This window comes from Mycobacterium sp. IDUB_37 (assembly GCF_055419245.1).
In genome coordinates, this window is record NZ_JBVAXG010000001.1 from 616,334 (window position 1) to 640,076 (window position 23,743).

Sequence of the window (23,743 nt, forward strand, 5' to 3'; positions counted from 1 at the left end):
CCCGTTGACAGAGCAAACAACCGGCGGTTCCAAGTCCCGACCCAATGAATACGCCGATGTCCCGGACAGGTTCCGTGAGCTGGCTACCTTCCCTGCCGGTTCGGCGGAATTTCAACGCCATCAGGACAAGATCGTGGAGCGGTGTCTGCCGCTGGCCGACCACATCGCACGGCGATTTGAGGGCCGCGGGGAACCCCGTGACGACCTGGTTCAGGTTGCCAGGGTCGGGCTGGTCAATGCGGTAGTCCGCTTCGACGTCGAAACCGGTTCGGATTTCGTCTCTTTCGCGGTGCCGACAATCATGGGCGAGGTCCGGCGCCACTTCCGCGACAACAGCTGGTCGGTCAAGGTTCCCCGCCGACTTAAAGAACTTCACCTGCGTTTGGGCACTGCCACCGCCGAACTGTCGCAACGACTTGGTCGGGCGCCCACCGCCACCGAACTCGCCGCCGAACTCGGCATGGACCGCGCCGAGGTGGTCGAGGGCCTGGTGGCCGGCAGTTCCTATAACACGCTGTCCATTGACAGTGGTGGCGGTAATGAAGACGACGATGCCCGCGCGATCGCGGACACGCTGGGCGATGTCGACTCCGGACTGGATCGGATCGAGAACCGCGAAGCGCTCCGTCCGTTGCTCGAGGCGTTGCCCGAGCGGGAGCGAATGGTGTTGGTACTCAGGTTCTTTGAGTCGATGACACAGACTCAGATTGCAGAGCGAGTCGGCATCTCGCAGATGCACGTATCCCGGTTGTTGGCGAAATCCCTCACCCGGCTACGGGATCAGCTGGAGTAGCTGCGTTTCTTTCGGTGTGCTCGGCGGCGACGACTCTGTTGGTGGGGGGAGCCACCGGTAGCACGCCGTCCGGATCGCAGATCCGCAGCAACCGTGACACAGCGCGACTCGGCACCATGGCCCACTGGGTTCCGGCCGCCGCGCACACCACGTTGATCCGATGCAGTGCGGAAAAGCCGGTAGTACCAATGAAATCCAGCTCGGTCAGATCGAGAACAATTGCGGGCAATGCTTTACGCAGCGGGCAACGCACTCGGCGAGTCGGTCGGCATTGGCGGCGTCGAGTTCGCCGTGAGCGCTGATCACGCCTGTTGACTTTTCGGTCCGGGTATTGATTTCAGCGCCGCGGCATTTCAGCCAGGTTCGGGTCACAGACATCGTGATCTCCATCAGTCGGACGTTCGTTGCTGTGGATCACATCAAGTGTGCGAACGCCGAGGAGCGGCTTCTTGGGACCCCGACGCGCCTACAGGACGGTGTTTCCGGGCGGCTGTCAACTCAACCTAAAGCGAACCCTATCCGCGGAGCGGGTAGGGCCGCCAAGGTTCGTCGAATTCGACGAGTAGGACTGTGAGGAGCGACTACTTGATCTCGGCCAGGACGGTGCCCTGGGTGATGGCCGCGCCGGGCTCGACAGCCAGGCCGGTGATGACGCCGTCCTTGTGCGCGGTGACCGGATTCTCCATCTTCATCGCTTCCAGGACCACCACCAGATCGCCGACCGAGACTTCCTGCCCTTCCTCGACGGCGACCTTGACCACGGTGCCCTGCATGGGAGCCGTCACCGCGTCGCCGGAAGCCGTCGCACCGGCGTGCGCACCCCGCTTGCGCGGCTTGGGCTTGCGGCGGACCACACCGACGGCGTCGGGAGCACCGCTGGCCAGCGCCAGGTCTCCAGGCAGTGACACCTCGACGCGGCGGCCGTCGACCTCGACGATGACCTTGTGCCGCGGGCGGGATTCCTCTTCGTCGATGGGCTCACCGCCGGTGAAGGGCTCGACCTTGTTGTCCCACTCGGTCTCGATCCAGCGGGTGTGCACGGTGAAGCCGTCATCGTCGCCAATAAACGCCGGGTCGGAGACCACGGCGCGATGGAACGGAATGACGGTGGCCAGGCCTTCGACCTGGAACTCGTCCAGTGCACGACGCGCGCGTGCCAGCGCCTCGTTACGGTCGGCGCCGTAGACGATGAGCTTGGCCAGCATGGAGTCGAACTGGCCGCCGATCACCGAGCCGGTCTCGACGCCGGAGTCCAGTCGCACGCCGGGCCCGCTGGGCGGCGCGAACTTGGTCACCGGGCCCGGGGCCGGCAGGAAGCCGCGGCCGGCGTCCTCTCCGTTGATCCGGAACTCGATGGCGTGCCCGCGGGGCGTCGGGTCCTCGGTGATGTCCAGCTTCTCGCCGTTGGCGATCTTGAACTGCTGCAGCACCAGGTCGATGCCCGCGGTCTCCTCGGTGACCGGGTGCTCGACCTGCAGCCGGGTGTTGACCTCCAGGAAGGAGATCAGCCCGTCCTGGCCCACCAGGTACTCGACGGTGCCGGCGCCGTAGTAGTGCGCCTCCTTGCAGATCCGCTTGGCCGATTCGTGGATCTCCTTGCGCTGCGCGTCCGTCAGGAACGGCGCCGGCGCCTCTTCGACCAGCTTCTGGAACCGGCGCTGCAACGAGCAGTCGCGGGTGCCGGCGACCACGACGTTGCCGTGCTGGTCGGCGATCACCTGGGCCTCGACGTGGCGGGGCTTGTCCAGGTAGCGCTCCACGAAGCATTCGCCGCGACCGAAGGCGGAAACGGCCTCACGGGTGGCCGAATCGAACAGCTCCGGGATCTCGTCGATGTTGCGGGCCACCTTCATGCCACGACCGCCGCCGCCGAAGGCGGCCTTGATCGCGATCGGCACGCCGTACTCCTTGGCGAAGGCCACCACCTCGTCGGCGTTCTTGACCGGGTCGGGGGTGCCGGGTACCAGCGGCGCCTGTGCGCGCGCGGCGATGTGGCGGGCGGTGACCTTGTCGCCGAGGTCGCGGATCGACTGCGGGCTCGGGCCGATCCAGATCAGCCCGGCGTCGAGGACGGCCTGGGCGAAGTCGGCGTTCTCCGACAGGAAGCCGTAGCCGGGGTGGATGGCGTTGGCGCCTGATTTCGCGGCGGCATCGAGGATCTTGGCGAAGTCCAGGTAGGACTCGGCCGACGTCTGACCACCCAGTGCGAAAGCCTCGTCGGCGAGGCCGACGTGCGGCGCCTCGGCGTCGGGCTCGGCATACACCGCCACGCTGGACAGTCCCGCGTCGCGGGCTGCCCGAATCACCCGGACTGCGATCTCGCCGCGGTTAGCGACCAGAACCTTCGAGATCGTCGAGCTGGCGTGACTGGGCACCTGCGCCTCCTGTTTGACGTGTCTACTTCATCTCTAAGAGAATTTCTTACAAGTCTTGTCGGGGGAAGTTTATGCGGCGCGCCGCAAGCCCGGTCACGCGGTTCCCCTATTCAGGCGGCGTCGCGCAGTCGCCTTTTGATTCGCGCCAGCATCGCCGACATGCCGCGCAGTCGAAGTGGGCTGATCAGAGCGGCCAGACCGAATTCTGTATAGAAGTCCTCGGGCACCGCGAGGATGTCGGCGGCGGACTGTTCGTCCAACCCGGCCGCCAGGATCGAGGCGAATCCCCGGGTGGTCGGCGCTTCGCGCGGCGCGCTGAAGTACAGCCGCACCCGCTCCGGATCCTGCGCGTCGACGTGCAGGAATAGCGGCGACTGGCATTCCGGCACCGGTTCCATGGCGGACTCGGCCAGGTGTGACGGCAGTTCCGGCAGTTCGTTCGCGAACTCCAACAACATCGCCAGCTTGTCCTGGCCCTGGACTTCGGCGAAGTCGGAGACCACCTCTGCCAGCGGGGCGGGCATGCTCATGGGGCTGGTACGGCGCCTGGGTCTTCGCCCGCGACGATCGGCACCCGCACGGTGTTACCCCACTCGGTCCACGAGCCGTCGTAATTGCGGACACCGGGTTTGCCCAGCAAATGGGTGAGCACAAACCAGGTGTGACTCGACCGCTCGCCGATCCGGCAGTAGACGATGGTCTGGTCTTCCGGGGTCACGAAGTCGTAGAGCTGTTCGAGCTCTTCGCGGCTGCGGAAACGGCCGCTTTCGCCGGCAGCCTTACCCCACGGGATCGACCGAGCGGTCGGGATGTGGCCGCCGCGCAGCGCCCCCTCCTCGGGATAGTCAGGCATGTGCGTGCGTTTGCCGGTGTATTCGTCGGGGGACCGCACGTCGATCAGGGGCTGGCTACCCAGTGTCGCGAGCACGTCGTCTTTGAAAGCCCGGATGGGTGCGTCATTTCTCTGCACGACCGGGTAGCCGCTCGACGTGTTGGTCGGCACCTCCAGGGTGGTGTCGCGGCGCTCGGAGTTCCACAGGTCCCTGCCGCCATTGAGCAGGCGCACATCGGGATGACCGAACAGGGTGAAGACCCACAGCGCGTAGGCAGCCCACCAGTTGCTCTTGTCGCCGTAGATCACCACGGTGTCGTCGCGGGAGATGCCCTTGCTGTCCATCAGCGCGGCGAATTGCTCACCGGAGATGTAGTCGCGCACCCGCGGGTCGTTGAGGTCGGTGTGCCAGTCGATCTTGACCGCACCCGGGATATGTCCGATGTCGTAGAGCAGCACATCCTCGTCGGATTCGACGATTGCCAGGCCGCGCGCGCCGATGTGGGCGGACAGCCAGTCGGCGGTGACGAGCCGTTCGGGATGGGCGTAGCCCGTCAGGGTGGGACTTGGATCTGGGGGAAGTGGCACGGGTTAGAGCCTACTCAGCGCCTCCTGCGGCCAGCAGTTCGTCTCAATGTTTGCGCACTACCCGTTCCGGCTCGCCGGGATTCCAGATGGTGACGTCCATGTGCTCATCGCGGACCTGCACGGCCGACGCTCCGGTGATGTCGAGGCCGATCAGGTCGAACTCCTGGTCACGTAGGTCGAGTCCGATTTCTTCGAACAGTGCGTCGGCATAGCGCTTGTGCATCTCGCTGTAGGGGACCACGTAAGCCAGGCCCCAGAGCTTCGCGTCGCCGTTGGTCACCGCGGTGTCCACCGTGGCAGTGTGTAGGCAAAGTCGCGGATCACGTTGCAGGTCGCGGTATTTGGTGGTGTCCGGCATTCCCGAGATCCACATCCGATCTTCGAAGATCCGCGGCTCCATCGGTGAGATGCGCGGGAATCCGTCAGATCGCAGAGTGGCCAGCATGCACAGGTTGCCCGCGGCGCGATGGCGACGGATGAAAATGTCGGCGATCTGTGGCGCGTTGGCGGCGAATTCCGTCCAGGCTTTCATTCACCCGACCCTAGGCCGGGCCTAAGACAAGGTCGTGACATTTCCTGCCCACAGCGCTGCGACGGAAAGGCCGTTGCGCACCAGCAGCGACCGCAACAGCGGCAGACTCAGGCCGATCACCGTCGACGGATCACCGTCGACTCCGTCGATAAACCATCCGCCCAGACCGTCCAGGGTGAAGCTGCCCGCGACACCCAATGGTTCGCCGCTGGCCAGGTACGCCTCCAGGTCGGTATCCGACGGGATACCGAAATGCACTGTGGTTATCGCTGTTTCGGCATCAACGCGGACGACTTCATGGTCCAGGATGCGAACCAGGCAGTGCCCGGTGTGCAGCTCGCCGGCGCGGCCGGCCATCGATTGCCATTGCCGACGCGCGGTTTCGGTGGAGTCCGGCTTGCCGCACAGTCGACCGTCGATGTAAAGCATCGAATCGCAGCCGATGACAACGCAATCGGTGGTGACAAAGTCGTGTGCGTCGCGCAGCGTGGCCGTCACGTATTCGGCTTTGGCACGGGCCAGCGCCCGTACTACCTCGTCGGGTGCGGCATCAGGCCCCAACGCGTCGATGAGGGCGTCTTCGTCGACACCGGAGACCAAAACCAACGGTTCGACGCCGGCCTGGCGAAGCACTTTGAGTCGGCCGGAAGAGGAAGACCCGAGCACCAGTCGGGTCATCGGCGCATGTGCACCATTTCCTGCAGAGTGATGCGCTGCCAGCTGAAGATCGGATAGCGCAACTTGTCCACCGGCAGCCCCCAACGGGCCGGCTCGGGCTCCGGTGGCGGCGTCTGGCCACCGATGCTGCCCAGCACGGCGATCAGCGCGGCCAACTCCTGCGCGGTGGGCTGTCCCTTGAGGATCTGGATGTGCGCCTCGTGCGCGTGTGGAGCCTCGGTCGCGTCGGCTACGTCAGTCACGTCGGTCCCTTCGTTCACAGGGGGATGTTCCCGTGCTTCTTCGGCGGCAACTGCGCGATCTTGCGTTCCAGCAGGCGCAGCGCCGTGCCGATGTAGCCACGGGTGTGCGACGGCGGGATCACTGCGTCGACGTATCCGCGCTCGGCGGCGATGTATGGGTTGACGAGCGTGTCCTCGTACTCCTGCTGCAGTTGCAAGCGAAGCTCGTCGACGTCCTGGCCGTTTGCGGCGGCTTCCTTCAACTTTCCGCGGTAGACGAAGCCGACCGCGCCGGAAGCCCCCATCACCGCGATCTGTGCCGTCGGCCACGCCAGGTTCACGTCGCAACCCATGTCCTTGGAACCCATCACGCAGTACGCGCCGCCGTAGGCCTTGCGGGTGATGACGGTGATCTTCGGGACAGTCGCCTCGCCGTAGGCATAGAGCAGTTTTGCGCCGCGCCGGATGATGCCGTTGTACTCCTGACCGGTGCCCGGCAGGAAGCCCGGCACGTCGACCAGCATGACGATCGGGATGTTGAAGCAGTCGCAGGTCCGGACGAACCGGGCCGCCTTCTCCGAGGCGTTGATATCCAGGCAACCGGCGAAGTGGGTGGGCTGGTTGGCCACGATGCCCACCGGCCGGCCGTCGATGCGACCGAAGCCGATCACAATGTTCTGCGCGTACCCGGCCTGTACTTCGAGGAACTCGTCTTCGTCCAGGATGCGCGTGATCACCTCGTGGATGTCATACGGCTGATTGGGCGAGTCCGGGATCAGGGTGTCCAACTCGAGGTCCTCGTCGGTGAGGTTGTCCTCGATCGCCCCGACCGGCAGTGGGGCCGGCTCGCGGGGCGCGTCGGTGGCGTTGTTGGCCGGCAGGTAGCTCAGCAGGTCGCGGACGTATTCGAACGCGTCCTGCTCGCCCGACGCGACGTAGTGCAGCGTTCCGGACTTGGACATGTGGGTGTGGGCCCCGCCCAGTTCCTCCATGGTGACGTCCTCGCCGGTGACGGTCTTGATCACGTCCGGTCCGGTGATGAACATCTGGCTGGTCTGGTCGACCATGATCACGAAGTCGGTCAGCGCGGGGGAGTAGACGTGTCCGCCGGCGGCGGCGCCCATGATCAGCGAGATCTGCGGGATGACGCCCGAGGCCAGGATGTTGTTGCGGAAGATCCGGCTGTAGAGGCCCAGCGAGACGACGCCCTCCTGGATTCGTGCCCCGGCGCCGTCGTTGATGCCGATAAGCGGCCGGCCCGTCTTGATGGCCAGTTCCTGGACCTTGACGATCTTCTCGCCGTAGACCTCGCCGAGGCTGCCGCCGAACACCGTGGCGTCCTGGCTGAAGATGCACACGTCGCGGCCCTCGATGGTGCCGTATCCGGTGACGACGCCGTCGCCGACCGGACGGTTGGCCTCCAGGCCGAAGTTGGTGCTGCGGTGTTTTGCCAGTGCATCCAGCTCGACGAACGAATCTTCGTCGAGCAGCGCAGTGATGCGCTCACGCGCCGTCAGCTTGCCCTTGGCGTGCACCCGGTCGACGGCGTCCTCACCAACCGGGTGCAGCGACTCCTCCCGTCGCTTGTGCAGCTCCGCGAGCTTGCCCGCGGTGGTGTGGATGTCGATCGTGTGCTCGGCGGCGGGCTCGGCAGTGTGGTCGGCAACGCTTGTCATGGAAGTCGATGCTATCGGCAGGCCCGGCGGGTCCCTTAATGAGCCCTTAAGTAGTCTCCGGTCATGGGCGGCCATCCGGAACTGGACTGGGATGAAGAGCACGACGTATTGGTCGCCGGGTCCGGCGGCGGTGGCGTCACCGGCGCATATACCGCCGCACGCGAGGGTCTCGACGTGCTGCTCATCGAGGCGACGGACAAATTCGGCGGCACCACCGCCTACTCGGGTGGCGGTGGCGTCTGGTTCCCGTGCAACCCGGTCCTACTGCGCGCGGGCACTGACGACACCATCGAAGACGCCCTGACCTACTACCGCGCGGTGGTCGGCGACCGGACGCCGCGCGACCTGCAGGACACGTTCGTCCGGGGCGGCGCGCCGCTGATCGAGTACCTGGAGCAGGACCCGGATCTGAAATTCGTACCGCTGCCGTGGCCGGACTATTACGGCAAGGCGCCGAAGGCGCGCCTGGACGGCCAGCGTCACATTGCGGCGAAGCCGCTGAAGGTGGCGGCCGCGCCGGAATTGCGCAATGCGATCCGCGGCCCGCTGGACACCGATCGGCTCGGTACCGAAACTCCGCCCCACTACTACATCGGTGGGCGCGCCCTGATTGCGCGATTCCTCAAGGCCATCGGGCAGTACCCGAACGCATCGCTGCGGCGGGACGCGACTCTGGTCGAGTTGGTCGTGTCGGACGGACAGGTCTTAGGCGCCATCGTCGAGAGCGCGGGCAAGCGCACGGCAATCCGGGCCCGACGTGGTGTACTGCTGGCCGCCGGCGGCTTCGAAAGCAACGACGGACTGCGTCGCGAATACGGCGTGCCCGGTGTCGCGCGGGACACTATGGGCGGTCCGGGCAGCCGCGGAGAGGCGCTGCAAGCGGGCATCGCGGCGGGTGCTGACACCGACCTGCTGGATCAGGCGTGGTGGTCGCCGGGAATGACCCATCCCGACGGTCGCTCCGCGTTCGCGCTGTGGTTCACCGGCGGCATCTTCGTCAACGAGCACGGCAACCGGTTCGTCAACGAGTCCATGGCCTACGACCGGGCCGGCCGCGAGATCATCGCGCAGCTTCAGGACGGCTCGATGTCGTTGCCGTACTGGATGATCTACGACGACTCCGAAGGCGAAGTGCCGCCCGTCAAGGCGGCCAACGTGTCGATCGTCGCGACCGAGAAGTACGTGGCCGCCGGGCTGTGGCACACCGCGGACACCCTTGAGGAACTGGCGGCCAAGATCGGGGTGCCGGCCGGCCAACTTGTCGCCACGGTCGCCCGGTTCAACGAATTCGCCGCGACCGGCGTCGACGGGGACTTCGGCCGCGGGGACGAGGCATTCGATCGCGCCTTCTCGCAGGGCGCCTCGCCGTTGGTGCCGATCGACCGTCCGCCGTTTCACGCCGCGGTGTTCGGCATCTCGGATCTGGGCACCAAGGGCGGTTTGCGCACCGACACCGCCGCGCGGGTGCTCGACACTTCCGGCAACCCGATCCCGGGCCTGTACGCGGCCGGCAACACCATGGCCGCACCCAGCGGCACGGCTTATCCGGGTGGTGGCAACCCCATCGGCACCAGCATGTTGTTCAGTCACCTCGCGGTGCGGGACATGCTCGATAGGCTGCCCCGATGACCGAACGCGATCCGCTCAGGCCACCACTCGACGAGGCCGCCCTGCGCGCCGACGCCATCGACATGGGATGGCGGCAACTCGACATTGTCGAGCAAACCGCCTCCACCAACGCCGATCTGCTGGCGCGGGCCGCATCGGGCGTTGATATCGACGGCGCGGTGCTGATCGCCGAGCACCAGACGGACGGACGCGGGCGGCACGGCCGTAGCTGGTCGGCCTCGCCGCGGGCGCAGGTCAGCATGTCGGTCGGTGTCCGGGTGGACGACGTGCCGACCGTCGGATGGGGCTGGCTGTCGCTGGCGACCGGTCTGGCCGTGGTCGACGCGGTGGCCTCGGTCAGCCCTGTCGAAGCAGGACTCAAGTGGCCCAACGACGTGCTGGCCGGTGGCGGCAAGCTGGCGGGCATCCTCACTGAGGTGGCGCAGCCGTTCGCGGTGATCGGCATCGGTGTCAACGTCACCGAGGCGCCGGCCAATGTCGGGGCGACCTCGCTGCTCGGCGAGGGCATCGCACACCCCGACCGCGAGTTGGTGGTGCGGCGGGTGTTGGCAGAACTCGGCGACCGCATCGTCGCCTGGCGTGCCGCGCGGGGCGCGGACAACCAGCTGGCCAGTGACTATCGGGCCCGCAGCCTGACGCTCGGATCCCGGGTGCGCGCGGAACTCCCTGGTGGACGCGACGTCATCGGGATTGCCCGCGACATCGATGAGCAGGGCCGGCTCTGCCTGGAGACCTGGACGGGTGACCAGAGCGACACGGTCGTGGTTTCCGCGGCTGACGTCGTGCATTTGCGATAGCGGCAGCCGCGCGAGTGCCGGCGTGCGGAGATCAGGCCGGGCCTCCAGGACCGCCGGACCCGCCCTTTCCGCCCGTTCCGCCCGCGGCACCCGCATTCGGCTGACCGTCGGTGCCGGCGCTACCGCCACTGCCGGATCCGCCGTTGCCTTTTCCGCCGGTACCGCCGGTGCCGCCGTCGCCGCCGTCTCCGCCGGTGCTGACGCCGCCGCCGCCTTGGCCTCCGAAGCCACCGAACCCGCCCTGCCCCCCGGCGAGATTGCCGGGATAGACGGCCGCCCCACCCGCCCCGCCCAGGCCACCGGAACCGCCATCGCCACCAGTACTGCCGGGATCGGTGCCGAGGCCGCCTCTGCCGCCCGTGCCGCCCTGGCCGCCGCCGCCGCCGGCGATGCCGACTCCGCCGACGATCTCGGCCTGGCCACCGGTGCCCCCGGTGCCCCCAGTGCCGCCCGCACCGCCGGTCACGGTGCCGCTACCGCCAGTGCCGCCGAGTCCGCCGAAGCCGCCGGGGTCCCCGTCCCCGTCGATCGCGCCGTAGCCCGAGCCGCCCTTGCCGCCGCTTCCCCCATTTCCACCGACACCGGCAGCGCCGGTCCCGTTGCCCCCGGTGCCACCGGTGCCGCCACTGCCTCCGCCGCCGATGCCTCGCTGGCCGCCGTTGCCGCCGTTGCCGCCGTCGCCGCCGTGGCTGGCCCCGCTGCCGCCGTTGCCGCCACTGCCGCCACTGCCGGCGGGGCCAAGAGATCCCTCGCCCCCTTTGCCGCCCGAGCCTCCCGTACCGCCCACACTCGTGCCATCTCCGCCGTTGCCGCCGGTACCGCCGGTGGCGCCAGTAAAGATGTCGCCGCTATCGCCGCCGTTGCCGCCTTTACCGCCGGTCATCCCACTACCGCCCTTGCCGCCGGTGCCACCCACCCCGCCTGTATCGCTGGTCCCGCCGAAACCTCCGGAGGCGATCCCGCCTCCCGTGCCGCCATCGCCGCCGGTGCCGCCAGTGCCGGTAGAGCCGCCGTTACCGCCGACGCCGCCCTGTCCGCCGAGCCCGGATTTGCCGAAACGGCCATCGACATTGAGCCCGGCGCCGCCGGCACCGCCGCCGGCGCCGCCGTTTCCACCCGTGCCTCCGTTGCCGGCAGCCGTTGCCGAGCCGCCGGCCCCGCCAAGACCCCCGTTGCCGCCGTCGCCGCCGGTAGCGGCCCCTCCGTAAGTAATGAGGCCGCCTTTGCCGGTGAGTCCGCCGTCGCCGCCGGCGCCACCCGACCCGCCCGAGAAACCGTTGCCGCCCGCTACGCCCGCTGAACCGGCACCCCCGAGGCCGCCGCTACCACCGTTGCCGCCGTCGCCGTTATGGCCGCTGGACCAAGTGTCGCCACCGTTGCCGCCTTTACCGCCGTTGCCGGCCGCAAACCCGGAACCGCTGATCCCGGCCGAACCGTTTGCGCCGTTGCCGCCCGCGCCCCCGGCGCCTCCGTCGCCCGCAATGCCGTTGGAACCGCCATTGCCACCGGTACCGGCCGAACCCGCGGCACCGGCGGTACCGCCGGTGCCGCCCAGCCCGCCATTGCCGCCGGCTTTGCCGCTGCCGGCGCCACCATGACCGCCGCCGCCTCCTGCACCGCCGTCCCCGCCGGTACCGCCGTCGCCGTTGAAGGCGTTTCCGCCGCCGTTTCCGCCGCCACCACCGGTGCCGCCGCCGCCGCCGGTGCCGGCCGCAAAGCCATTGCCGCCCGCAGCACCGTTCGCGCCGTCGCCGCCCTTGCCGCCGGTTCCACCGTCACCGCCGGCGCCAGCGGTGACCGTGGCGCTGCTTGTGCCACCGGTGCCTGCCAGACCCCCGTCGCCGCCGTTGCCACCCTGACCACCGCCCCCGCCGGCGGTACCGCTGCCGTTACCGCCGCCGCCGCCGGCACCGCCGATGCCACCCCCGCCGCCGTTGCCATCGGCGCCGAGCGCGATGCCGTTGCCGCCGTTGCCGCCCTTGCCGCCGCCACCTCCGGCCCCGCCTTGAAGACCGGCCGCGCCGGCCGCACCTGCGCCGCCGGTACCACCAGTGCCGCCGGTGCCCGCGTCACCGACGCTGCCGCCGGTGCCGCCGGACCCGGCCAGACCGCCGCCGCCGCCGTTGCCGGCATCACCACCTTGCCCACCCGCGCCACCGGGCGCGGTGCTGCTCGTGCCGCCGGTACCTCCGGTACCTCCGGTGCCCCCCACGCCGCCGAACCCGCCGGTGCCGTTGAGGCTGCCGTCCACCCCGTTGCCGCCGTTGCCGCCGTTGCCACCGTTGCCGCCGGCGAAACCTTTGCTGCCAGTGCCACCGCCCGCGAGACCGGTTGCGCCCGTGGCGCCCTGACCTCCGTCGCCGCCGCTGCCCCCGTTGCCCGCATCACCGGCGACGCCATCGGCGCCCCCGGTGCCGCCGGTACCGGCCACACCCTTCGCGCCGGCGTTGCCACCGGCACCACCGTTTCCGCCGTCGCCACCGGCGACGCCGGATCCGCCACCGGAACCACCTGCCGCACCGTCGCCCGCGTTGCCGCCCGTGCCGCCATCGCCGCCACTGCCGTTGGTGCCGCCGGCAATTCCGCCGCCGCCACTGCCGCCGCGGCCGCCGGCACCACCTGCGAAGCCGTTGCCACCCTTGTCCCCTGGCGAAGCGGTGGCGCCCGAGTCACCCGTACCGCCGTCACCGCCATTTCCGCCACCGCCTGCGTTACCTGCGAGCCCGACGGCGCCGCCCGTGCCGCCGACGCCGGCGGCGCCGCCGCTACCCGCATGGCCGCCGTCGCCCCCGTCGCCGCCTGCGCCGCCTGCCACGCCGAAGCCGACGCCGGAGCCGCCCTCGCCCCCGCCGCCCGCGTTGCCACCGCTGCCGCCCTTGCCGCCGCTGCCGTTTTGACCACCGGAAACGCCACTGCCGCCGCTGCCACCGCTACCGCCGGCCCCGCCCGCGAAGCCCTTGCCGCCATCCCCGCCGGCCGAATTGGACAAGCCAGTGGCGCCTGCGCCACCGTCGCCACCGGTCCCGCCGTTGCCGGCCCTGCCCGCGGCGCCCGTCGCACCCCCGCCTGCACCGGCGGCGCCGCCAGCGCCGGCGGCGCCGCCAGTTCCGCCTGTACCGCCGATACCACCGGCGCGGCCCACCTCTGTACCACCATCGGCGCCATCGCCGCCCAAGCCGCCGTTGCCGCCGAGGCCGCCATCGCCGCCACGGCCGAATATGAGTCCGTTGGCCCCGCCGGCCCCGCCGACGCCACCGGCCCCGCCAGTGCCCCCCTTCCCGCCGGCCTCAGCCGTGACAGGTGTGTCTCCCGAACCGCCGAGGCCGCCGTTGCCACCGATGCCCCCGTGGCCTCCCTGGCCGAGTATCAGTCCGCCTTTGCCGCCGGCTCCACCGTCGCCGCCGGCGGCGGCATGGCCCCCACTGAAGCCCCCTTCGCCGCCGGCGCCACCTGCGCCTCCCGCGCCGCCCTGGCCGGACAGCAACGCGCCGCCGCCGCCGGCCCCGCCATGTCCGCCGGCCCCGGCGGGCACGTCAGGACCGCCGAATATGGTGTCTACCAGTCCTTTGCCTCCGGCCCCGCCGTGTCCGCCGGCGCCGCCACTACCGGACACGAGCCCGGCGCTGCCTCCGACACCGCCCGCTCCACCGGTACCGGCAAACAGCCCAGCCACGCCGCCGATACCGCCGGCGCCGCCGTTGCCACCAAGCAAGCCCCCAGCTCCGCCGGCCCCACCGGCCCCGCCGCTGGCGACAATGCCGCCGGCCCCGCCGGCACCGCCGGCACCGCCATTTCCCCACAAACCGGCCGAGCCGCCGGCACCGCCGGTCTGGCCAGGTTGATCGCCTTGGCCGGCAGCCCCGAGCGCGCCGTTCCCGCCATTGCCCCACAGCAGCCCACCGTCGCCGCCTCGACCGCCCGGAGTCGCAGCGCTGGCGCCGTCGCCGATCAGCGGCCGGCCAAGCAATGTCTGGGTAGGTGCGTTGATCAGTCCGAGCAGCAACTGATCGACGCCGGCGGTTTCGGCAGCGGCATAAGAGCCGGCGCCGGCCGCCAAGGCGTGGCTGAACTGGTCGTGATACGCCGACATCCGGGCACTGAGCGTGTGGTATTCCCGGCCGTGGGCGCCGAACATCGCCGCGACGGCGGCGGACACCTCGTCGCCGGCCGCGGTGAGCAAGTCTGTGGTCGCAGCTGCTGCGGTCTGGTTAGCGGTGCTGAGCGCAGACTTGATTTCGGCGATATTGTTGGCCGCTGCGGCAACCAGTTCCGGCGAAGCGATCACAAAAGACATCGGTTTGCGCCCTTCAACGGACCCGTTGGTCCGATCTGCCATGGAGATCTGTTGCGCTGAGACTAGGGCGGGATTACCCCGTCGATACACGGTTTCCCTACATTTGGTCTGTGCCGCAGTGTCGACCGCCGATTTGCCCGAGGGCGGCGGACTGTGGGCCGAGAAGTGGTTCAATTGGCAAAGGTTGGCGCCGGTTCCGAGGCGCCATCCGCTACCCCGAAGGCTGCTTAACCTCGCGTCGCTGAGCCGCACCCGGAAACCGCAGGCACGGACTGAAAGGGGGAAGGGGAAACGGATCCACATTGTGGACACCGCGCCCCTGACGACCAATGAGCTACCCGGACAACGCGCTGGCCGCTGGCGAACAGGTCGTGCTGCATCGCCACCCGCACTGGAAGCGGCTGATCCTGCCGGTCCTGGCGCTGATCCTGTTGACCGGGCTGGCCGCGCTGGGCTCGGGATATGTCGACCACACCCAATGGGCTCAGCTGACCAAGAAGATCCTCTGGGGCGTCATCTGGGGCGTCTGGCTGGTCATCGTGGGCTGGCTGACGCTGTGGCCGTTCCTGAGCTGGTTGACTACGCATTTCGTGGTGACCAACCGCCGGGTGATGTACCGGCATGGTGTGTTGACCCGCACTGGAATCGACATTCCGCTGGCGCGGATCAACAGCGTCGAGTTCCGGGACCGCATCTTCGAACGGATCTTCCGTACCGGAACGCTGATAATCGAGTCGGCGTCACAGGATCCGCTGGAATATCACAACATTCCGCGCCTGCGCGAAGTGCACGCGCTGCTATATCACGAAGTTTTCGACACGCTGGGCTCGGAGGAGTCACCGAGCTGAGACTCTGCGGGTGACCCCAGCCGTCCGGTGGCCTTGCCGGATCGATTACGCCAGGACCGCAGCACCGTGACGTTCCCGCCCTCGATTCCGTCCTCGAAGACCTCGGCGATCCCGCCGGCAGTAAGCGCGGACTCCAGCGCCTTGTCGGGGGTCAGGGCGAGTTGGTCGGGGAACACCCAGCGCCGGAACGCCCAGAATCGGAACGCCATTTGCAGCAAGTTGCCGACGATGTACGCCGACAGGAAGTCGGCAAGGTTCTCCACGGTTAGCGATACCGCGGGCACGCGTAGCTCCAGGACGTAGCTGGAGAACCAGAGCGGCGCCATGCTCAGCACCACTCCGACGGCGCTGAAGGCGAAAAACAGCAGCGCTTCGTGGTGACGCTCGCGGCCGCCGCGGTTGCGGAAACTCCACTCCCGGTTCAGCACGTAGGACGCGATGACCGCGACAATGCCGGCGATCACTTTGGCGGTGACCGGCTTGGGCTCCAGGATTGTGAGCTTCAGCGTGTAGAAGATGACCGAGTCGATGATGAATGTGGTGCCGCCGACGATGGCAAATTTGATCAGCTCATGGTGGCGCATCGCAAAGGGTTGAACCACCCCGGGGAGGCGCGCAATTGTGGCATCAGCAAAGGACACAGCACGCCAGTCTACGTATGGACTCGAAATTGTCGCAAAATGGTACATAACGATTTGGTGCCGTAGCCGGGAAACACGCCGGTCAGGCGCCGTGACAACATAATGGCCGTGTCGAGTCCAACTACCCCGCTGGTAGCCATGGTCGGCGGCGGTCAGCTCGCCCGGATGACCCACCAGGCCGCCATCGCACTGGGGCAGAGCCTACGCGTGCTGGCTAACAATGCCGACGAACCGGCCGCACAGGTAACTCCTGACGTGGTCGTCGGTTCGCATACCGATCTCGAAGACCTGCGCCGGGTGGCAGCCGGCGCCACGGCGCTGACTTTCGACCATGAGCACGTGCCCACTGAGCTGCTGGAAAAGCTGGTTGCCGAAGGTGTCAACGTGGCGCCGCCGCCGCACGCACTGTTGCACGCCCAGGACAAACTCGTGATGCGTCGACGGATGGAGGGCCTCGGTGCGCCGATACCCAGCTACCTCGGCATCGAGAGCCTCGATGGACTCGGCGAGCTGGACGCCTTCGCGGCGCGGGTGGGAGTCGGTCAGCAGGGCCCGCTCGTAGTGAAGGCTGCCCGAGGTGGTTACGACGGCCGCGGCGTCTCGATGGCGCGTGATCTTGCCCACGCCCGCGAAATCGTGGCCGAATATCTGGCCGACGGGGTCCCGGCGTTGGTCGAGGAACGGGTGCAGCTGCGCCGGGAACTCTCGGCTTTGGTGGCCCGCTCGCCGTTCGGGCAGGGCGCGGCCTGGCCGGTGGTCGAGACCGTGCAGGAAGACGGCATTTGCGTGCAGGTGGTGGCACCGGCACCGGAGTTGTCCGACGCCGTCGCCGCGCAGGCCCAACAACTGGCGCTACGCCTGGCGGGCGAGTTGGGTGTGGTCGGGGTGCTCGCCGTCGAGCTTTTCGAGACCAACGACGGCTCGTTGCTGATCAACGAACTCGCGATGCGTCCGCACAACTCCGGCCACTGGACCATGGACGGGTCCCGAACCAGTCAGTTCGAACAGCATCTGCGTGCGGTGTTGGACTACCCGCTGGGCGACACGGACGCCGTCGCACCGGTGACGGTGATGGCCAACGTGCTCGGGGCGGCTCAATCGCCCGCGATGACGCTGGACGAGCGGTTGCATCACCTCTTCGCCCGGATGCCGGATGCCCGGGTGCACATGTACGGCAAGGATGAGCGCCCAGGTCGCAAGGTGGGTCACATCAATTTCGTCGGCACAGGCGTGACCGGTCCCGACGGGGTCGCCGAACTGCGCCGACGCGCTGAGTTGGCGGCGCACTTTCTGTCGGATGCGCAGTGGGCAGACGGTTGGGATCCGCATGCCAGCGGTTCGAGCGATTGAGGAGGAACGGCGTAGATGACTGACAGGCCCCGCGTCGGGGTGATCATGGGCAGCGACAGCGACTGGACGGTGATGCAGGACGCCGCGACAGCGCTGGCCGAGTTCGATATCTCGTTCGAGGTCCGGGTGGTCTCGGCGCACCGAACGCCGACGGTGATGTTCGACTACGCGCAGGCTGCTGCCGACCGCGGCATCGAGGTGATCATCGCTGGTGCGGGCGGTGCCGCACATCTGCCCGGGATGGTCGCCTCCGCGACGCCGCTGCCGGTGATCGGTGTGCCGGTACCCTTGGCCAGGCTCGACGGGCTGGATTCCCTGTTGTCGATCGTGCAGATGCCGGCAGGTGTACCGGTGGCCACGGTGTCCATCGGCGGTGCCCGCAACGCCGGGTTGCTCGCGGTGCGGATGCTGGGAGCCTCCGACCCTGCGCTGCGGGCCCGGATCGTCGCATTTCAGGATCAGCTCGCCGAGACCGTGCGGACCAAGGATGAGGAACTGCAGAGACTTGCGGGTAAGTTAACTCGCGACTAGCAAGGAGGCTTCAGACATGGCTGGATGGGCCGGAAACCCGTCGTTCGATCTGTTTCAACTGCCCGAGGAACACCAGGAGTTGCGGGCTGCGATCCGCGCGCTGGCGGAGAAGGAGATCGCTCCGCACGCCGCCGATTGCGACGAGAACTCCCGGTTCCCGCAGGAAGCCCTCGATGCGCTGAATGCGTCGGGCTTCAATGCCGTGCACGTGCCCGAGGAGTACGGCGGCCAAGGCGCGGACTCCGTCGCCGCATGCATCGTGATCGAAGAGGTCGCCCGGGTCGACACCTCCGCCTCGCTGATCCCCGCGGTGAACAAGCTGGGCACCATGGGGCTGATCCTGCGCGGCTCCGACGAGCTGAAGAAGCAGGTGTTGCCGTCCGTCGCTGACGGAACGGCGATGGCTTCTTACGCACTCAGTGAGCGCGAGGCCGGATCGGACGCCGCTGCGATGCGCACCCGGGCCAAGGCCGACGGTGACGACTGGATACTCAACGGCACCAAAGCCTGGATCACCAACGGCGGCAAGTCATCCTGGTACACCGTGATGGCGGTGACCGACCCGGACAAGGGTGCCAACGGAATCTCGGCCTTCATCGTGCATAAGGACGACGAGGGCTTCGAGGTCGGTCCCAAGGAACGCAAGCTGGGCATCAAGGGCTCGCCCACCACCGAGCTCTACTTCCAGAACTGTCGCATCCCCGGAGACCGGATCATCGGGGACCCGGGCACCGGCTTCAAGACGGCGTTGGCCACCTTGGACCACACCCGGCCCACCATCGGCGCGCAGGCGGTCGGCATCGCGCAGGGAGCGCTGGACGCGGCGATCGCCTACACCAAAGAACGCAAGCAGTTCGCCCAAGCGATCAGCAGCTTCCAGGCCGTGCAGTTCATGCTCGCTGACATGGCGATGAAGGTGGAGTCCGCTCGACTGATGGTCTACTCCGCGGCCGCACGCGCCGAGCGCGGCGAAAGCAATCTGGGCTTCATCTCGGCGGCTTCGAAGTGCCTGGCGTCGGATGTGGCGATGGAAGTCACCACGGACGCGGTGCAACTTTTCGGTGGTGCCGGCTACACGATCGACTTCCCGGTCGAGCGGATGATGCGCGACGCGAAGATCACTCAGATCTACGAGGGCACCAACCAGATTCAACGTGTGGTCATGTCCCGCGCGTTGTTGCGCTGACCTGGTATCACAGAGCTGGTCGTTGAATATATGGTGGCGCGAGAACCCGTCCGCAGTCAGTTTCACCAACTGGCAAGAAAAGCCCAGGAACACCGCCTAGTATCCAGCTGACGACCAAGTCCCCGCGATTGAGCAACCAGTCGGGGTGGCATAGCGACGCGCAGGACATGTGTCGACGCACCGGCCTGCCGTGCACCGACATGACCAACGCTATTCCCACGGGGGTATTAGGTGAAGAACGCAGATCTGCGTGCGCACCCACGGCTGACGGAGAACTGAACTCCGTGCATGGTTCAGTAGCGCCGGCTTCGACCTGGCAGGCGTTGTCGCTGCTTCTGGTTGAAGACGACCGAGCGGACGCGGTGCTGGTCGAAGAACTGATCGCCGACGCCGTCGCCGACATCGAGGTGGTGTGGGCTCAGTCAATGGCGCATGCCGAGCGGCAACTTGCCTCTGCGCGTCCCGATTGCGTGCTGCTGGACCTGAATCTGCCGGACGCCAACGGCATCGACGCGCTGGATCGCATCCTCAAGAGTGATGCCACGGTTCCCATCGTCGTGCTCACCGGACTCAACGACGAATTCTTCGGCGCTTCTGCCGTCGCCGCCGGTGCCCAGGATTACCTGGTCAAGGGCCGGGTAGAGGCAGATGTGTTGCGGCGCGCCCTGTTCTACGCGATTGAACGCAAACGCGCCGAGCTGATCGCCGCCGATCTGCACGCGAGTCAGCTGCGCGCCCGGGAGAACGCACTGCTCGAGCGTGGGCTGCTGCCGTCGCCGCTCCTGTTGGACCGCCCGGGTGTCGACATCGTCACGCGCTACCGCCCGAGTCGGGAGAACGCACTCCTCTGCGGCGACTTTTACGACGTCGTCCAGACGCCCGACCGGGTGACGCACGTACTCATCGGCGACGTCGCCGGGCACGGGCCGGACGAGGCGGCCCTGGGTGCGGCGTTGCGGATCGCCTGGCGAACGCTGACGTGTGCCGGCATCCACGGCCCGGCTCAGATGCTGCACCTGGAGCGGTTGCTGCACGCCGAGCGGGCCGAGACCGGTGTTTTCGCCACCGTGCTCAGCCTGGAAATTCCAGCAGGCGATGCTCCGATCACGGCGGTCCGTGCCGGCCATCCCGGCATGTTGTTGCACGGCGCCGGCGCGGTGGAATGGATCGAGCCGCCGTACGGCCCGGCGTTGGGCCTGCACGGCGACGACTGGCCGCAGCACGAGCTGGAGTTGCCGGCCGGACATGGGCTGCTGCTGCTCACCGACGGACTCTTCGAGGGATATTCCGGGCGAGGCCTCCGTCGTCTGGGTGAAGACGGCCTGCTCGCGCTGGCACGCGGGCACGCGTCGTTGCCCGGCCCGGAGTTCGTCGACGCACTCATCGATGGCGCCCAGGAGCTCGCGCAGGGGCAGGGCGGGCTCACCGATGACATCGCCGTGGTGCGGGTGGAGCGGACACCGAGGTGAGCCGGTGAGAGACGATGCGTCAGGCTCGTTGCTGCGAACGCGGCTCACGGTGCGGGGCTGGCTGGCTCTCGTGCTGTCGAGCATGGGCGTCATCGTTCTCATCGGTGCGGTGGTCGGCGCACTCCTGCTCCACCACACCGACGACGTATCTCGCGAACTCAGGGACGACATTCAGCCGTCCAGGGTCGCGGCCACCCAGTTGCAAGCGGCACTGCGTGACCAGGAAACCGGTGTGCGCGGCTACCTGATTTCCGCCGACTCGCAGTTCCTCACTCCGTATTACGACGGGCTACGCCAGGAGAGCGCCGCCGCAGACGACATGCGGCAACGCTTGCGGCACCGCCCCGATCTGCTTGCTGATCTCGATGCCATCGAGACGGCCGCGTTTGCCTGGCGGACGACTTTTGCCGAGCCTCTCATCGCAACCGTTGTCCCGAACTCGCCGACGGTTCCGGGTCCTGACGTGACGAGTCGGGGTAAGGCGCTGTTCGACCGCCTACGAGCCCTCTTCGATGTGCAGAACAAGCACCTGACTGACGCCCGGGAGCGCGCGGCCGCCGACCTCGACCGGGCGAATGCCTGGCGAGATCGGGTACTCGGTTTCATAGTGCTGGTATTCATCACGACCGCGTTCCTGCTGGGGCTCCTGAGTCGCCGGGCGGTGACGCAACCGCTGGCCAGGCTGGCCGCGTCGTGTCGACAGATCACCAAAGGGCATTTCGGCGACACCATCGCACCTCCCCAACGACCGGCGGATATCCGGGGCATCGCCGTCGATGTGGAGAACATGCGGCAGCGGATCGTTGCGGAACTGGACGCGTCGCGTGCGGCGCAGGAGCAGTTGGACGAGCAGGCGGCCGAATTGCGGCGCTCGAATGCCGAACTCGAGCAGTTTGCCTACGTTGCGTCCCACGACCTGCAGGAACCGCTGCGCAAGGTCGCGTCGTTCTGCCAGTTACTGGAGCGGCGCTACGGCGACAAGCTCGACGACCGGGGTATCGAATACATCAATTTCGCCGTCGATGGCGCCAAGCGCATGCAGGTGCTGATCAACGATCTGCTCAGCTTTTCCCGGGTCGGCCGCCTGAATACCAAGTACACGACTGTCGAACTCGACACCGCGCTGGATTCGGCGCTGGCGAACCTTTCTACGGCGATCGAGGAATCCGACGCCGAGATCATTCGGGTCAATCGACGGATGCCGCAGGTCTACGGCGATCCGACGTTGCTGACGATGCTGTGGCAGAACCTGATCGGCAATGCGGTGAAATTCCGGCGGGAGGATCGGGCGCCGCGGATCGTCGTCGATTGTCACCGCGGTGTCGGTGATCGCAACGCGTACTGGCTGTTCAGCGTGGCCGACAATGGCATTGGCATTGAAGCGGAATTCGTTGACAAGGTCTTCATCATCTTTCAGCGGTTGCACGGCCGCGACAGTTACGGCGGAACGGGCCTCGGCTTGGCCATGTGCAAGAAAATTGTCGAGCACCACGGCGGAACCGTCTGGATCGACACCTCGTTCAACGATGGAACACGGTTCGAGTTCACCTTGCCTGTCGCTACGCCCGCTGCTCTACCGGACAATGAACCCAGCTTGGCCACTCGAGAAGGAGCGCACCAATGACATCTGCAGGTCGAGCGATAGACATCCTGCTCGTCGAGGACGACCCGGGAGACGAGCTGATCACCCGAGAAGCGTTCGAGCACAACAAGCTCAAGAACAGGCTGCACGTCGCGCACGACGGCGAGGAGGGCCTGAACTATCTGTACCAGCGCGGTGCCTACGAGCACGCGCCGCGGCCCGACCTCATTCTGCTCGACCTGAACCTGCCGAAGTACGACGGCAGGCAGCTATTGCAGAAGATCAAGTCCGACCCCGATCTGTGCCGTATCCCGGTGGTGGTGCTGACGACATCCTCGGCCGAAGAGGACATTCTGCGCAGCTACAAACTGCATGCCAACGCCTATGTCACCAAGCCGGTGGACTTGGATCAGTTCATGACCGCGGTGCGTCAGATCGACGAGTTCTTTTTGCAGGTCGTGCGGTTGCCGCCGAGCTGACTCGCAGCGGGTCGCCGCCATCGGATCAAGCTGCTCGACCAGCCGCTAGGTAATCCCGGCGATTTGGCCTTCGGACAACTTGGCTACCGGGGCCGGCAACGGCTGAAAGTGGAATTGATCGAGGTATGAGCGATTGCTGCCGTCGGTCACCACCCAATGCAAAAACGCCTGCAGCGTCCGGGCGACCGCGGGATCTTTCTGCTTGGTGTAGACAACGGCATATTCATAGTTGGCGATCGGGTAACCGTTGGCGGCCGGTCCGTCGACCAGCGAAATCACCTGATCGGCCGGTGTCCGGTAAGCGAACCCGTCAGCTTCGGCCAGCACGCTCTGGGCGTCGGGCAGCAGAAAATGGTCCGAGGCGTTGGCCAACTTGGCCTCACCGAGCCCCTTCCCGGTGGTCTCGTCCAGCAAGCTGAGGCCGATATAGGCAACACATCCCGGTGTCTGAGCGCAGCCGGTGACCATGCCCTCGGCGTCGCTTTCACCGCGTGCCCCGGGGATTGCCGGGAAGCCTACGGTGGTCCCGAACGTCGACCTGCCCCAGCCGTCCGGGTCCTGCTTGGCCAGATATTGAGTGAACGCAAAAGTTTCACCGGACCGGTCTGAACGATGCAGTGGGACGACCGGGATGGCCGGCAGACCCACCCCCGGGTTGAGGTCGGAGACCTGCGGGTCGTTCCAGGTCTTGATGGTGCCCTCGTAGATCTCGGCAAGAACTTTGCCGTTGAGTTTTACGTGCTCGATGACACCGGGCAGGTTGTAGTTGACCTGCACAGCGGAGAGGGCCAGCGCGATGTTGGTCAATCCCCTATGCGCGGCCATGTCTTCGTCGGACAGGTAGGCGCCCGAAGCGCCGAGCGTGACCGCGCCCGCGGCGGTCTGCGCGATTCCCGCTCCGGACCCGGTAGCGGCCGTAGTGATCGTGACGTTTGGATATTTGGCGTGATACTCGTTACCCCACCGGTTCATCAACGCAAATAGTTCGGTAGCACCGGTCTCGGACAACGCCACGTTCGACGTCGCGGGCGAGGCGGCCGGGCTGGGCATATGGCCGGCACCGGGGTTTGCGGAGCCACCGGCAGTGCTTATGCCGCAGGCCGCGACCAAAATCAGCGGCGCTCCGATCAACAGCGCACGTAATCGAACGTCCATGGCCTTCACTGCCGTCTCGCTTCCCCGGGTGCTTGATAACCCTTCCTAGTCAAGCCTGCCGTCGCAGGTCATCGCGCGTCACCAAAA

The 23,743-nt window shown here is 67.4% G+C and carries 21 protein-coding genes and 1 pseudogene; 10 read left to right on the forward strand and 12 right to left on the reverse strand.

What is annotated here, in order from left to right; translation table 11 throughout:
• The first annotated feature begins 4 nt into the window (after positions 1 to 4).
• Positions 5 to 793 (forward strand): RNA polymerase sigma factor SigF, encoded by a 789-nt coding sequence (locus tag ACZY1I_RS02905; RefSeq protein ID WP_463752759.1) that lies wholly within the window; start codon positions 5 to 7, stop codon positions 791 to 793.
• Here the strand turns inward: ACZY1I_RS02905 and ACZY1I_RS02910 are convergent.
• The 9 genes and pseudogenes from ACZY1I_RS02910 to ACZY1I_RS02950 form a co-directional block, all read right to left on the reverse strand.
• Positions 765 to 1,046 (reverse strand): STAS domain-containing protein, encoded by a 282-nt coding sequence (locus ACZY1I_RS02910; RefSeq protein ID WP_463752760.1) that lies wholly within the window; start codon positions 1,044 to 1,046, stop codon positions 765 to 767. The two genes, ACZY1I_RS02905 and ACZY1I_RS02910, sit on opposite strands and share 29 nt — an antisense overlap.
• Positions 998 to 1,171, reverse strand: a complete 174-nt coding sequence (locus tag ACZY1I_RS02915) for a hypothetical protein (RefSeq protein ID WP_463753542.1) — start codon at positions 1,169 to 1,171, stop codon at positions 998 to 1,000. The genes ACZY1I_RS02910 and ACZY1I_RS02915 overlap by 49 nt, the downstream gene beginning before the upstream one ends.
• 203 nt (positions 1,172 to 1,374) lie before the next feature.
• Positions 1,375 to 3,168 (reverse strand): acetyl/propionyl/methylcrotonyl-CoA carboxylase subunit alpha, encoded by a 1,794-nt coding sequence (locus ACZY1I_RS02920; protein ID WP_463752761.1) that lies wholly within the window; start codon positions 3,166 to 3,168, stop codon positions 1,375 to 1,377.
• Between the two features lie 110 nt (positions 3,169 to 3,278).
• Positions 3,279 to 3,698 (reverse strand): SufE family protein, encoded by a 420-nt coding sequence (locus ACZY1I_RS02925; RefSeq protein ID WP_463752762.1) that lies wholly within the window; start codon positions 3,696 to 3,698, stop codon positions 3,279 to 3,281.
• Positions 3,695 to 4,588, reverse strand: coding sequence for a sulfurtransferase (locus ACZY1I_RS02930; RefSeq protein WP_463752763.1), 894 nt, complete (start codon positions 4,586 to 4,588; stop codon positions 3,695 to 3,697). Before ACZY1I_RS02930 ends, ACZY1I_RS02925 begins: the two co-directional genes overlap by 4 nt.
• Positions 4,589 to 4,631: 43 nt before the next feature.
• Positions 4,632 to 5,120, reverse strand: coding sequence for a pyridoxamine 5'-phosphate oxidase family protein (locus tag ACZY1I_RS02935; protein WP_463752764.1), 489 nt, complete (start codon positions 5,118 to 5,120; stop codon positions 4,632 to 4,634).
• Between the two features lie 21 nt (positions 5,121 to 5,141).
• Complete coding sequence (locus ACZY1I_RS02940) at positions 5,142 to 5,798, reverse strand: Maf family protein (protein WP_463752765.1); 657 nt, start codon at positions 5,796 to 5,798, stop codon at positions 5,142 to 5,144.
• Positions 5,795 to 6,028: pseudogene (locus tag ACZY1I_RS02945) on the reverse strand (acyl-CoA carboxylase subunit epsilon); the annotation flags it as partial. The pseudogene ACZY1I_RS02945 and the gene ACZY1I_RS02940, both read right to left, overlap by 4 nt.
• 26 nt (positions 6,029 to 6,054) lie before the next feature.
• A complete protein-coding gene (locus tag ACZY1I_RS02950) occupies positions 6,055 to 7,695 on the reverse strand; it encodes an acyl-CoA carboxylase subunit beta (RefSeq protein WP_463752766.1) in 1,641 nt (546 codons plus the stop codon).
• Between the two features lie 63 nt (positions 7,696 to 7,758).
• Between ACZY1I_RS02950 and ACZY1I_RS02955 the strand changes: the two genes are divergently transcribed.
• Complete coding sequence (locus tag ACZY1I_RS02955) at positions 7,759 to 9,324, forward strand: FAD-binding protein (RefSeq protein WP_463752767.1); 1,566 nt, start codon at positions 7,759 to 7,761, stop codon at positions 9,322 to 9,324.
• Positions 9,321 to 10,121, forward strand: a complete 801-nt coding sequence (locus ACZY1I_RS02960; protein WP_463752768.1) for a biotin--[acetyl-CoA-carboxylase] ligase — start codon at positions 9,321 to 9,323, stop codon at positions 10,119 to 10,121. Before ACZY1I_RS02955 ends, ACZY1I_RS02960 begins: the two co-directional genes overlap by 4 nt.
• Positions 10,122 to 10,152: 31 nt before the next feature.
• Here the strand turns inward: ACZY1I_RS02960 and ACZY1I_RS02965 are convergent, their stop codons facing one another.
• Entirely contained in the window at positions 10,153 to 14,415 is a 4,263-nt protein-coding gene (locus ACZY1I_RS02965; protein ID WP_463752769.1) for a PE family protein, read from the reverse strand.
• Positions 14,416 to 14,744: 329 nt separating this feature from the next.
• On the opposite strand from ACZY1I_RS02965, the gene ACZY1I_RS02970 reads away from it, so the two are divergent.
• Positions 14,745 to 15,263 (forward strand): PH domain-containing protein, encoded by a 519-nt coding sequence (locus ACZY1I_RS02970; protein WP_463752770.1) that lies wholly within the window; start codon positions 14,745 to 14,747, stop codon positions 15,261 to 15,263.
• On the opposite strand, the gene ACZY1I_RS02975 is transcribed toward ACZY1I_RS02970, so the two are convergent.
• Entirely contained in the window at positions 15,218 to 15,904 is a 687-nt protein-coding gene (locus ACZY1I_RS02975; protein WP_463752771.1) for a GtrA family protein, read from the reverse strand. The two genes, ACZY1I_RS02970 and ACZY1I_RS02975, sit on opposite strands and share 46 nt — an antisense overlap.
• Before the next feature lie 102 nt (positions 15,905 to 16,006).
• On the opposite strand from ACZY1I_RS02975, the gene ACZY1I_RS02980 reads away from it, so the two are divergent.
• The 6 genes from ACZY1I_RS02980 (at position 16,007) to ACZY1I_RS03005 (ending at position 22,501) form a co-directional block, all read left to right on the forward strand.
• Positions 16,007 to 17,254 (forward strand): 5-(carboxyamino)imidazole ribonucleotide synthase, encoded by a 1,248-nt coding sequence (locus ACZY1I_RS02980; protein WP_463752772.1) that lies wholly within the window; start codon positions 16,007 to 16,009, stop codon positions 17,252 to 17,254.
• 15 nt (positions 17,255 to 17,269) lie between these two features.
• Positions 17,270 to 17,785 (forward strand): 5-(carboxyamino)imidazole ribonucleotide mutase, encoded by a 516-nt coding sequence (gene purE, locus ACZY1I_RS02985; protein ID WP_463752773.1) that lies wholly within the window; start codon positions 17,270 to 17,272, stop codon positions 17,783 to 17,785.
• A 16-nt stretch (positions 17,786 to 17,801) separates the two neighbouring features.
• Positions 17,802 to 18,971, forward strand: coding sequence for an acyl-CoA dehydrogenase (locus ACZY1I_RS02990; protein WP_463752774.1), 1,170 nt, complete (start codon positions 17,802 to 17,804; stop codon positions 18,969 to 18,971).
• 323 nt (positions 18,972 to 19,294) lie between these two features.
• Positions 19,295 to 20,440, forward strand: coding sequence for a PP2C family protein-serine/threonine phosphatase (locus ACZY1I_RS02995; protein WP_463753479.1), 1,146 nt, complete (start codon positions 19,295 to 19,297; stop codon positions 20,438 to 20,440).
• 82 nt (positions 20,441 to 20,522) lie between these two features.
• On the forward strand, positions 20,523 to 22,064 hold the full coding sequence (locus ACZY1I_RS03000) for a sensor histidine kinase (RefSeq protein ID WP_463753480.1): 1,542 nt from the start codon (positions 20,523 to 20,525) through the stop codon (positions 22,062 to 22,064).
• Positions 22,061 to 22,501 (forward strand): response regulator, encoded by a 441-nt coding sequence (locus tag ACZY1I_RS03005; RefSeq protein WP_463752775.1) that lies wholly within the window; start codon positions 22,061 to 22,063, stop codon positions 22,499 to 22,501. The genes ACZY1I_RS03000 and ACZY1I_RS03005 overlap by 4 nt, the downstream gene beginning before the upstream one ends.
• 45 nt (positions 22,502 to 22,546) lie before the next feature.
• On the opposite strand, the gene pstS is transcribed toward ACZY1I_RS03005, so the two are convergent.
• The gene (pstS, locus tag ACZY1I_RS03010; protein ID WP_463753481.1) at positions 22,547 to 23,656 is read right to left on the reverse strand and encodes a phosphate ABC transporter substrate-binding protein PstS; all 1,110 of its coding nucleotides are present in this window, start codon (positions 23,654 to 23,656) and stop codon (positions 22,547 to 22,549) included.
• Positions 23,657 to 23,743 lie beyond the last annotated feature (87 nt).

Bases quoted from the DNA above. Each gene is read 5' to 3' on its own strand.
- purE (WP_463752773.1), top strand. From the start codon at position 17,270: ATGACTGACAGGCCCCGCGTCGGGGTGATCATGGGCAGCGACAGCGAC.
- ACZY1I_RS02925 (WP_463752762.1), bottom strand. From the start codon at position 3,698: ATGAGCATGCCCGCCCCGCTGGCAGAGGTGGTCTCCGACTTCGCCGAA.
- ACZY1I_RS02960 (WP_463752768.1), top strand. From the start codon at position 9,321: ATGACCGAACGCGATCCGCTCAGGCCACCACTCGACGAGGCCGCCCTG.
- ACZY1I_RS03000 (WP_463753480.1), top strand. From the start codon at position 20,523: ATGGGCGTCATCGTTCTCATCGGTGCGGTGGTCGGCGCACTCCTGCTC.
- ACZY1I_RS03005 (WP_463752775.1), top strand. From the start codon at position 22,061: ATGACATCTGCAGGTCGAGCGATAGACATCCTGCTCGTCGAGGACGAC.
- ACZY1I_RS02970 (WP_463752770.1), top strand. From the start codon at position 14,745: ATGAGCTACCCGGACAACGCGCTGGCCGCTGGCGAACAGGTCGTGCTG.
- ACZY1I_RS02990 (WP_463752774.1), top strand. From the start codon at position 17,802: ATGGCTGGATGGGCCGGAAACCCGTCGTTCGATCTGTTTCAACTGCCC.
- ACZY1I_RS02950 (WP_463752766.1), bottom strand. From the start codon at position 7,695: ATGACAAGCGTTGCCGACCACACTGCCGAGCCCGCCGCCGAGCACACG.
- ACZY1I_RS02965 (WP_463752769.1), bottom strand. From the start codon at position 14,415: ATGTCTTTTGTGATCGCTTCGCCGGAACTGGTTGCCGCAGCGGCCAAC.
- pstS (WP_463753481.1), bottom strand. From the start codon at position 23,656: ATGGACGTTCGATTACGTGCGCTGTTGATCGGAGCGCCGCTGATTTTG.
- ACZY1I_RS02980 (WP_463752772.1), top strand. From the start codon at position 16,007: ATGGCCGTGTCGAGTCCAACTACCCCGCTGGTAGCCATGGTCGGCGGC.
- ACZY1I_RS02935 (WP_463752764.1), bottom strand. From the start codon at position 5,120: ATGAAAGCCTGGACGGAATTCGCCGCCAACGCGCCACAGATCGCCGAC.
- ACZY1I_RS02955 (WP_463752767.1), top strand. From the start codon at position 7,759: ATGGGCGGCCATCCGGAACTGGACTGGGATGAAGAGCACGACGTATTG.
- ACZY1I_RS02940 (WP_463752765.1), bottom strand. From the start codon at position 5,798: ATGACCCGACTGGTGCTCGGGTCTTCCTCTTCCGGCCGACTCAAAGTG.
- ACZY1I_RS02915 (WP_463753542.1), bottom strand. From the start codon at position 1,171: ATGTCTGTGACCCGAACCTGGCTGAAATGCCGCGGCGCTGAAATCAAT.